Consider the following 10,204-nt stretch of genomic DNA (forward strand, 5'->3'; position numbering starts at 1 on the left):
CACGACCGCCGCGAGGCCAAGCGCGAGTCCCGCATGGCGGCCCGCCGCGCCGAACTCCAGGCGGCCCTGGCGGCCGCCGCCGCGACCCCACCCCCGGCCTGACCCAAACGTGTGTCCCCACCCTTCAACGCGGGGACGGTGATTCTTTCGAACGATAGGGACACACATCCTCCGCGCAAGGCAAGCTGACCTTGGGATTCTCGGATCGCCACCGACCGACGCGGCCCGCACCAGCCCCTTCTGCTGCTCGTGCGGACCAGCCGTCCGGACGTCAATGAGTGTCCCCGGTTCTCAAAGAAATCACCGTCCCCCTTTTGAAGGTGGGGACACATGTGGGAGCAGCGGGGACGGCCATGCCAGTAAACCGTCCCCGCTGTTCGGAGGCCTGGGGATCAATCGTCCTCGTGGCCTTCCTCGCCCTCATGGTCGTGTTCGTGTTCGCCGGCGCCCTCGCCGTTGACGCCCGCGATCTCGTTTGGCGTCACTTCCAGGGAGCCGGACTTCCAGATTTCGCCCGTGGTCGGGTCCACCACGTGAATCGTCTTGGCCGCCGGGTCGGTGACGTACGCCATGCCCTCCAACACCAAAAGCTTGGGACTCGGGTCTTGCCAAGCCTCGGGGACCTCAAACGGGTCTAGCACGGGATACGCGGCGATCTCCTGGCCCGCTGCCAGGTCGATCACGTGCAACCGGCCGTCCGTGCCCAAAACCAACCCGGTGCCATCCTCGGTGAGCGTGAACGAGTTGTAAGCGGTCCCAATGTCAAGGGTCTTCAGCGTCCCCGCCACCGAGTCGATCAGCGAGATCGCCGTGGACGGCCCATCCGAGCCGGTCAGAGCGTAGTTGCCCAGGAGCACCGACGAGGCCTCGGAACCAGCGACAGTGGACACGCGACCCTCCGGAACCGGCGCGGCAGCGAACACGATCTGCCCGCCCGCATAGACCAGCGCGCCCCCCTGGCACCCGAACACGACCGCCTCTTCGGCGGCCACGCCCTCGCCGTGAATGTTCGGGCAGAGCGCGGATTCGGCCAGCACCGCGTCATCTTGGTCCAGCACCACGATCCCCGTCCGCTCCTCCTCAGTGCCGCTGGTGACCACCAGACGGCCGTCCGGCAGGGCCACGGCCACCCCGTGATGCGCCGCCGGCGAGTCGTATTCGCGCAAGACGGCCTCCGGTTCGTCGCTTTCCACCACCGTGACGTGCCCGGTCGCGTCGTCGAACAGCGTGGTCAGGTCATCATGCGCCACCACGTGCCCGGGTTTGGCCGCCGCAAAGAGGATCCCGTCTTCGAGGATCGGGTCAGCCGCGTAGTAGTGCGCGTGGTCGCCGTGCGCCACGGCGTACACCCCGGTGTCCAACAGCCGGAACCCGCCCGCCGTGGACACAAACACGTGCCGCTGGTCCCCCGCCGAGTTGATCCGGTTGAAGCCGTCCAGTGGCAGGTCGGCGACAAGTTCCAGGGTCAAGGCGTCAATTACTTGGAGGCCGCCGTCGTACGTCACGACCAGGCGGGGAGCCGGCGCCGCGACCTCGGCCCCGTCCGATTCGAGGTGTTCGTCCTCGCCTGCGGTCGGACCAGCGGACACATTCGACGATGCCGTCTCCCCAGTCCCGGAACCGCCCCCGCAGGCGGTCAGGCCGACAGCCGCCGCCACGACCGCGGTCCCGGCGAGGACGGCGCGCAAAGGCGATGGCCTCCGCCGCGCCGCGAGCTTGGGCCGTCTGGGCGGCGTGGTCGCGGCCATGCCGACAAAGTCAGTAGTGTGCGCCTGGGAGCCAGCGCCCCGGCTGGTCTCAGGGTGGTCGGACAGCGGGGAAAGAGGGGCTGAATAATCCATGATGTGAAGCGAGGTGACTCGCGTCTCCTTTCGGTTGGTGACTTGGTGATCTCCGGAGATCGCAGCCAGCATACCACGCTAACGATAACGGTTCTCACTGGCCTGGATGGCCGTCGCGCCCACCTGCGCAAACGGGGGATGGGACACACCCTCGCCGCCCCCGTGCCGACCGAACGGCCGCCGCCTCGTGGCGGCTCTCGTCTTTTCCGGCCTGGATTACTGCCGGGCCACTTGCCTGAGGCAGGCCGCCGCCAAGGCCACGGCGCTGGCCAGGATGAAGGCCAGGCCGGCCACGCCGGTGCCGGCCCATGCGGCCAACAGGCCCCAGCCCGCCGCCGCCAACTGCGGCCAAACCTGCCAGACGGCTCGCAGAACGGGAGTCGGATCCCCCATCGGGGTGTAGGCGGGGACGTAGAGGGCTTCTGGCTGCTCGCCCTTGACTCGCTCCAAAGTGTTCAGAGCGGCCATCGCCACCCCGGTCGCCAACCAAATCGCCGCCAAAACCGCCAAGGGCGCCGTGCCCGCCCCGGCCGCCGCCGAAACAGCCAGAGGCCCATCCGGGGCCGCCAAAACCGCCAACCGATTCAGCCCGTCGCCCGCCGCCAAGCTTGTGAAGGACAGCGCCGACGGCAAGACCGCATGCGCGCCGAGCAACCGGCCCACCCCGACCCCATAGTTGGACGGCGAACTCGCGTCCTCGGCCACATGGCGCAGACCGTCGCTCAGCCCCCTCACCCCGGCGCTCGCCAGAACGCCGGTGGCGGCGGCCAGCGCAATCCAACCCGGGCCGCTCGCGCCCAAGGCCACCGCCGCCAAAACCCGATGCAACAAGACACCCGCCAGCGCCAACGTCATCAGCGACCCGGCGAGCCGGACTGGCGTGCGCGCCACACCGAGCAGATCAAGCCAAATCGCCCGCGACCACCACCGACGGCCACGCCCGGCGGAACGCCGAGGCGATCGAGCCGGGCACGCCGTATAAGCCAATCCCGCATCGGAGAAATACCCGGACCGAATCGCCAGGCTCGCCGCCGACCAGCGCTCGGCTTGGAGCAGCACCAGCGACGAATCGAGTCTCGTCAGCCAAACCGGCACAACGAGCCAGCCCAGCAACGCCGTCACGGCCATGACCAGGATCAACGTCATCGGCCCCCCGGCCGCGCCCCCCAGAAACGCGCCGAGCGCCAAGCCGCCACCGACGCCCGCAGGCGCCAACGCGATCAGCCCCGCCGCCACCAAGGCCAGCAAACCGGCCGCCCGGCCGGCCGCCGGCCAACGCTGCCCGGCCAGCCAGGCGACCAGCGCGGCCGGAACGGCCGCGACCCAGGCCAATGCCCAATAGACCACCGCAGACGAGTCGGCCACGCCCGCGGCCAGCGCCAACGCGCCCAACATCCCGATCCCCGCCACAAGGACGCCCGCAAACCCCAGCCAGTTCCGAATCAAGGGCCGCGCCAGCGAGGCGCTCCAGGGCGCGGGGCCGTCCAGCGCCAGCCCCAATCGGAACGGCTCCGCTATCACCGGCCCGCGAGCAGACCCGAGCGCGAACGCGACCAGCACCAAACCGACGGCCAAGGCAAATTGGCGACCGGGCGGGATCGTCCACCCCAAGACCCGAACGATCGCCGGGTCGCGGGCGGCGTGGGAAACCGCCGCGACGGCCATGGCGGCAAGCGGGGCGCCGCCGATCACGGCCGAATACACCTCGATCAACGCGCCACGGCGCCGCTTCCGCCGCTGCCCGCCGGCCGCGGGCCCATCCCCCGCGTTCGCCGCCCGCCACGGGGCCGCCGCCAGGCTACGCCCCGGTATCATGGCGAAGCTCGGCCAACTCGATCACTTGATCCGCCATGCTGGTCCGCAGGGCGCGGCTGTGCGTCGCCACCACGACGGCGGCGCCACGGCGGGCATTTTCGCGCATGACCCGCTCAAGGGCGCGGAGCCGGCCGTCGTCTAGGGCGTGGTCCGGCTCGTCCAGCAAGAGCAGGTCGAACGGCCGCGCAAGGGTGACGCAGAGCGAGGCCGCCTGCGACTGCCCCAGCGAAAGCTGGTGCGGGAACCGGTTGGCGAGCCCGGCCAAGTCGAACCGCCGAAGCTGGCATTCCCGCACGCCTGCGGCGGTGTCCGGCGCGCAGCCCCAGGTCATGGCGGCCAAGTCGATGTGCTCGGCGACCGTCATGGTGGAGGAGAACGGCCTGGGCGACAGCATGTGGGCCACCCGGCGGCGGAACTCGGCGCGGTGCCGGTCAGGCGCCATCCCGCAGACCACCACAGTGCCGCCGCTGGGCCTCAACTGGCCCGCCAGCACGCGCAGCAGCGTTGTCTTGCCGACCCCGTTCTGGCCGGTCACCAGGGTGATTTGGCCCGCCGCCACGTCCAAGTCGACGGGCGGCAGCATCACCACGCCGTTCTGCCGCACGGTCACCCCCCGTGCCCGCACCGCGAACTCCCCCGCCGCCGATGCCGTCCCCCCGTTTCCCCGCATCACACAGCCTTTCCGTTCGCGCCGGTCAGCGAATTCTCTGTGTCGATGCTACCCGGCCGCACCCGCAGGCGGGCTCGCTTGCAGGTGCGAACGCGGTCTGCGCCCACGGGCGGGATCGTCCTGAGCAACCGCAGGCGACCGCCGCTCCGACGCCGCCGGGTCGGTCCGCCGGGCGGGGTCGGGGTCCGCCGGGCGGGGTCGGTCCGCCGGGCGGGGTCGTTCTAGACCGACGCAGGCGGCCGCCGTTCCGGGTCGCCGCAGGCGGCGGTCGCAACGGCGGGCTGGTGCCGCCGGGCAGCAAAGAGGGGAGCCGCGGCCCCCACCGCGACTCCCCTCTTCGGCCGTCAAAACGTCAGACTGTCAGCCTGCGCATGTTTCGCCTGGCCCGGAGCACCAGCGCGAGCCCCAGTAGGAGCAACGTGCCGCCACCTACGGCTGCGGGCGCCAGATCCTGCGGACCGGTCACCGCCAGGCCCTGCGGAACCGTCACCTGAATGGTGGCGACGCCGGTGCTGCCCGCCGTCACGTCCTTGATCCGGACGGTGACGGTGTACTTGCCGGCCTTCAGGTACTTGTGATCCAACACGAAGGCCTTGCCGTTCAGCCGGAGGGCCTGAACCGCGGTGCCGTCGCCGTAGTCGACTTCGCCCGTCCAGGTGTCAGCGCCCGGATCGGTGAAGCTGCCGTTCCGTTGGAACACGCCGTCGGCCTTGATCTGCACGTCCGCGCCGATGTCCACCACCGGCACAACGTTGGCGGCCTGAACCGCGAAGGTGCTTGTGCTGACACGCCCCAGAGCGTCGGTGGCCTGCAGGCCAACCGTGTGCGAGCCGACCAGCGGCAGCGACAGAGTCGCCTCCGGCCCGGTCGCGTCGTCGTACTCGCCGTCGTTGTCAAGGTCCCAAGCGAGCGCCAACTCGCCGCCCCTCGGATCGAACGAGTCCGCGCCGGACACGGTCGCCGTGCCGCCTTCAACGCCATGCTCGGAGGCGATGGCGAGTTGCGGCTCGTCGGTGACGTAGCGAACCGTCACGGTCAAGTTCTGCGGCTCGGCGCTGGTTGAGGCGCCCACGGCGGGCACCACAGCGGTCAGCGGCCAGTAGCCCTCGACCTCCGGAGACACGACCGCCGGATAACCCGAGCCGTTCGCGTAGGTGGTCACTCCGGTAACCTCGTCTTTGTCGGTGTCGACGGTCTGCGTCTGCACCACGGCCGGCGGCGTCAAGTCGCCGGCGCCCTCATAGGTGATGGTGCGCGTCGCAGTTACCTGGCCCAAGGTGTGGATGTGGACCAAATGGAGCACGATTTCCTGCGTGGTCGAGTTGTCGCCGTCGTAAAGCAGCGGGTCGTTCTCTTCCAACGCCGGGTCGATTGACACCAATTCGTAGCCAGCAGGCACCAGCGCCTCGGCGTCTTCCTGGGTGAAGCCGACCTCGGTCAACGGCTCTCCATTTAGTTGAGCGGCTTCGGGATCAGTCGGCTGCACCGCCGCGCCCGAGGCGTCGTCGTCAACCAACTTCACCTCAACCTGGCCTGGTTGAATCTCAGCCGCCGCAAAGACCCGCTCCTCGAAGGCCAAAGAAGCTGAAGCGCCCGGCGCTAGGGTCCGGTTGACCAACTGATACTCGATCGCTGAGTCGGTATGGTCCACTGCCACATCACCAGCGCGGAAGTCGGCCAGATTGACCCAATTTTCCAGGTCGGAACGATCTGTCCAACTGCCGACTAGTACACGGTCGCGGGTCGTCGCCGCAAGGTAGAGTCGGAAGTCATCATTCTCGATGTATGCCGCGTTGGCGGTCGACTTGATAATCGGAATCCAGTCCTCGCTGTCAAGCATGGTGTCAAGATTCACCCCGAAGGAAAACCCAGCGAGCTGGGCGGTGCCCACGTTCGTGAGAGTGACATCATGAACGATCCGGCCGTCCGCCGTGAGCCGAATGACCTCGCTGACGCGCAGGGTGGTGCCGCCGACCGAGCATTCCCTTTCCTTGGCACCGACGGGCGCGCCTTGCAGCTCGCCCGAATAGTAGGCCACTTGGATGCAACCACCGGAAGTAAGACGGTCGCGTGTTCCTCCGTAGGTGATCCAGTAGCCGCTGGTGGACGCATCTCCGTTGATGAACGAGTAGGTGTGCGAAAGGCCGTCTGTCCGATTCAGGATTGTGTTCGCGAAGAGCGGAGCATTGGTGTTGCTCGGCACGACGATTTCGACCTGGTATGACACGCCGTTGCGCTCGAACTCATCGGTCGCGAGGTGGGTTCCGTAGGACGAAGTCACCGCCGTCCAACCGCTGAAGTCGACCGCTCCGTTGGCCAGCCTGGGCAGCGGGTCAAGGCTGCCCGGCGCGCCCATGGCGCCCGAGCTGATTGTCAAGGCGGCGGCCAACGCGATGGCGCTGCCAATGCTGGCGGCCTTCTTGCCGCGGCGGCCAGGCGCGTGAACGGGCATTCTTGGATGAGGACTATTCACAAGCTTCTCCTGAAGGGTAGGAAGTTTAGCCGGGGGCATAATTCATCACGAGTCTACCTGAGAACTCCCTTGGGCTGCTAACAAGTGTGAAGAGCGGCGGCACGGGTCAAGCGGTCGGCCGGGCCGGCTGGCGGCCAAGCGGCCCTGTCGGCGTTGCCCGCGCCCCCATTCGCGAGTAGGTTAGCCTCACCTAACTACCATCAGCGCGGAACGCGACCGGGCGAAAGGCCAGGCCACACGGGCCGCAACGACTCACACCAATCCGGGAGGCGCCACCATGGGATTCGCCGACGTCCGCAAGATCAGCGGCCTCTACACCGCCGAGGTTGTCCGCACCAGCCGGGTCACGCCCCACATGGTGCGCGTCACCTTGGGCGGCCAGGACCTGACCCGACTGCCCCAGCGCGGCTTCGACCATTGGTTCAGGCTCTTCCTGCCCCGGCCGGAGGGAGAAACCGACTTCTCCAACATCCCCGCCAGGTTCGACACCGCCGGCTACCTCAAGTACCTGCGGACAAAAGCCGACGCCCGCCCGCCCATCCGCAATTACACGGTCCGCAACCACCGGCCCGAGGCGGGCGAGATCGACGTGGACTTCGTGGCCCACGGCGACCTCGGCGTGGCCGGGCCGTGGGCGCAGCGGGCCCAACCGGGCGAGCGGGTCGCCCTGATTGACCAAGGCTGCGGCTTCGACCCGCTCGCCGACGCCACCAGCGTTGTGCTGGTCGGCGACGAATCCGCCCTGCCCGCCATCGCGGGCATTCTGCGCGACCTGGACCGCGCCGCCCAGGGCTTGGCGATTGTCGAAATCCCCGACGATGCCGACCGCCAACCCGTCGATCCCCCGCCCGGCTTGGAAGTCCACTGGGTTCCCAGGAAGGATCCGCACGCCCGCCCCGGCCTGGCGGCCCTCGCCGAAGCGCGGACCCACACACCGCCCGAACCTTCCACCGCCCAGGCGTACCTGGCCGGCGAGCAGCACTTGGTGGCGGAGGCCCGCCGCCACTTGGTGGCCGCACGGGTCCCGAAGCCCCGGATCGCGTTCACCGGCTACTGGAAGGCGGGACACGGCCAACCGCGCTAACGCGGCAAAGCCATCCGGCCCGGCGGGAGCCGGGCAACGCCTGGCGGCCGCCATATTCCCAAGTCCAGCACGGCGTCGACCCGCCACCGGAGGGCGGCGAGGAACCGGCCGCGCTCACGCGGCAAAGCCGCACTGTTTCCGGGCAGGAGTTCGGGGCGGGCGGGCGTGGCGGACCGCCGCGCCGTCAACATAGGCGACGGGCAGGTGTTCGGGGTGGGCGGGCGAGCCGACGTGGCGGGGAGGTGATCTGCGGAGCTGGGCGAACGGCATCGGGCGCGGGGCGGTTCTTGACCATGCCGCCTGGGGCTGGCGGCATGGTTAGCCGGGGACGCCCTCGGCGATCTGGGCGAGAGCCGCGAGGTGCGCCTCGAGCGACTCCTTGCCGGCGGGGGTGAGCGCCACCCAGGTCAGGCGGCGGGCGTCCGCCCGGAGGGAAGAACTCTCCTTGCGCTGTTTGACCAGGCCAGCGTCGGCCAAGACCTTGAGGTTCTTGGACAGGTTCGCGTCGTTCAGGCCGAGGGTGTCGCGGATGACGGAGAACTCCAGTTCCGACACGCGCCGCAGCAGGCTGCAAATGCGCAGGCGCGTTGGCGAATGGATAACCTCGTTGAAAGCGGCCGGAGGCTTTTTCACGCGGCGCCGCCAGGCTTGCCGCCCAGTTCGGCGCGAAGGGCGTTGTCATACCGGGGACCGGCGATCAGCATCGCGCCGCTGGCGATCACGGCCGGCGCCAGGACCCACCAGTGCGGGACGTGGGCGAGCTTGATGATCTGGCCAGCCGCCGCAGCGAGCAGGTAGACGCCCATGCTCCCGAACAGGAGCCACCTCGCCTTAGCGCCGACGGGCCCAGCCGCCAAGACCCCGTAGCGCTGGCGGTAGACGGTCACCATGTTGCCGAGCGCGGCCACGCCGACGGCGGTGACCACCACGAACACAGGCGTGGGCATGACCTGCGCGATCACGAACACGGCCACGATCACCGCCATCAACGGGTGGTACCAATTCGGCGTGGCGACTCGCCGCGCCAGTTTGGAATTGTCCCATTCCAGGGCCTCCAGCGCGGCCCGCGCCTGGGCAGGCGTTGGCTGATCGACTTGGTCGAGGTCTCCTTCGGGTTCGAGGCCTGGGCCGGAGCGATGCTCCCGGTCGGGGTCGGTGCCGACTTTGGGCTGGTCGACCGGTTCACCGGGCCGGGCCGGCTGGGAATCACTTGCCATATTGGAAAGTCTATATTTGACTTTCCTTCTTGGCAAGTCAACGCTACGCGGTCGGGCCAGGAATTGGGGCGCCGTCTTGGTTCCTTGACCGGTCTCCGCCATCCGGAACTCAGACTGGCGAAGAACCCGAGGATGTCCGCGGCTGGAGCGGAGCGCCCTACGGTCGCGGACGCCGGATACGGGTGAGTAGTCGCGGGCAGGGACTCTTCTGGGATGGGCCGATGGCAGTTCTGAGGGATCGCAGTCGACGTTGGCGTACATCGAAGGCGCACCCGTGGCATACACCGATGCCTTCTGCGAGTTCCCCAACCTGGAGGCTCTAGCGGACACTGGGGTAGGCAGCGACTTTTCAGACGTTGGGGTATGCAACCCAAAGCTAAGCGATTTGGGTATAAGCGCGTGGCGCGAATCGACCGGCCACGCAGGCTTGGCGGGACTGGAGAACCTCGTCGTCCTGATTATTGGCGGCGAACTCGACTTCATCGAACAGATACCGGTGATGCCCCACCTGAGAGAACTGAGGCTTAGCCTCGCCGAGGACACACCAGCCAACAGGCAGGCGTTGCAGGATCGGCTGCCGAATTGTTCAATCATTTTCCTCGACCCGAGCCTGCAAGATGCTCTCTAGGCGAGCCTCAAGACAGCGGTGACTGCGGCGGCAATGGCATTGGCCATAGCCGGCCTGCCCGGACGCGATGAGGATGACGCCAAGTTGGCCGCATGCATAGAGGCTGAGATTGAGGCCGCCGCCGACGTTGACGTGTCATACCTGAGCGTCGGCGATGCGCGTCTCGGCGAGGGCCGCCCCGGCGCCAGCGCGGCCGTTCCTCCTTTGAGATTGGACCACAGTTGCGGCAGGTGTCCACCGCCCAGGCGGAGCACATCCGCGAGCTGTCCGCCTCCCGGATCCAGCGAATCGTGTCGACATACACGCGTGGGAAGTGCCCGGGTATGGTGAAGCCAGTCACAGACCTTCGTCCCAGGACCTAACTCGTGCCACTGCCTTTAGTGCCCGGTTTCGGTGATCGCATCGAGGATGTCTTGCGCCTCGGGCGGCACTGCGGGCGGCAGCGTCAACCGTTTCCCGCCTATCTCGACCACCGC

The 10,204-nt window shown here is 68.3% G+C and carries 7 protein-coding genes and 1 pseudogene; 3 read left to right on the plus strand and 5 right to left on the minus strand.

Annotated elements, in window-relative coordinates:
• Nucleotides 1–392 precede the first annotated feature (392 nt).
• Complete coding sequence (locus LBC97_05655; GenBank protein ID MDR2565538.1) at nt 393–1,841, minus strand: hypothetical protein; 1,449 nt, start codon at nt 1,839–1,841, stop codon at nt 393–395.
• Nucleotides 1,842–3,139: 1,298 nt separating this feature from the next.
• Here LBC97_05655 and LBC97_05660 point away from each other — a divergent pair.
• A pseudogene (locus LBC97_05660) lies at nt 3,140–3,232 on the plus strand (polymer-forming cytoskeletal protein).
• Nucleotides 3,233–3,639: 407 nt separating this feature from the next.
• Here the strand turns inward: LBC97_05660 and LBC97_05665 are convergent.
• Together LBC97_05665 and LBC97_05670 are read right to left on the minus strand one after the other, a co-directional pair.
• Nucleotides 3,640–4,326 (minus strand): ATP-binding cassette domain-containing protein, encoded by a 687-nt coding sequence (locus tag LBC97_05665; protein ID MDR2565539.1) that lies wholly within the window; start codon nt 4,324–4,326, stop codon nt 3,640–3,642.
• Between the two features lie 352 nt (nt 4,327–4,678).
• Nucleotides 4,679–6,778, minus strand: coding sequence for a hypothetical protein (locus LBC97_05670; protein ID MDR2565540.1), 2,100 nt, complete (start codon nt 6,776–6,778; stop codon nt 4,679–4,681).
• A 298-nt stretch (nt 6,779–7,076) separates the two neighbouring features.
• Between LBC97_05670 and LBC97_05675 the strand changes: the two genes are divergently transcribed.
• A complete protein-coding gene (locus LBC97_05675) occupies nt 7,077–7,883 on the plus strand; it encodes a siderophore-interacting protein (protein ID MDR2565541.1) in 807 nt (268 codons plus the stop codon).
• 318 nt (nt 7,884–8,201) lie between these two features.
• Here the strand turns inward: LBC97_05675 and LBC97_05680 are convergent, their stop codons facing one another.
• Both LBC97_05680 and LBC97_05685 read right to left on the minus strand, forming a co-directional pair.
• Nucleotides 8,202–8,516, minus strand: coding sequence for a transcriptional regulator (locus LBC97_05680; GenBank protein MDR2565542.1), 315 nt, complete (start codon nt 8,514–8,516; stop codon nt 8,202–8,204).
• Nucleotides 8,513–9,100 carry a hypothetical protein gene (locus LBC97_05685; GenBank protein ID MDR2565543.1) on the minus strand — a complete coding sequence of 196 codons (588 nt, stop codon included), beginning with the start codon at nt 9,098–9,100 and terminating at the stop codon, nt 8,513–8,515. Before LBC97_05685 ends, LBC97_05680 begins: the two co-directional genes overlap by 4 nt.
• A 274-nt stretch (nt 9,101–9,374) precedes the next feature.
• Between LBC97_05685 and LBC97_05690 the strand changes: the two genes are divergently transcribed.
• Nucleotides 9,375–9,728: a hypothetical protein gene (locus LBC97_05690; GenBank protein ID MDR2565544.1), complete on the plus strand. Its 354-nt coding sequence runs from the start codon at nt 9,375–9,377 to the stop codon at nt 9,726–9,728.
• Nucleotides 9,729–10,204: the final 476 nt, after the last annotated feature.

It is taken from the genome of Bifidobacteriaceae bacterium, from assembly GCA_031281585.1.
Lineage (GTDB): Bacteria > Actinomycetota > Actinomycetes > Actinomycetales > WQXJ01 > JAIRTF01.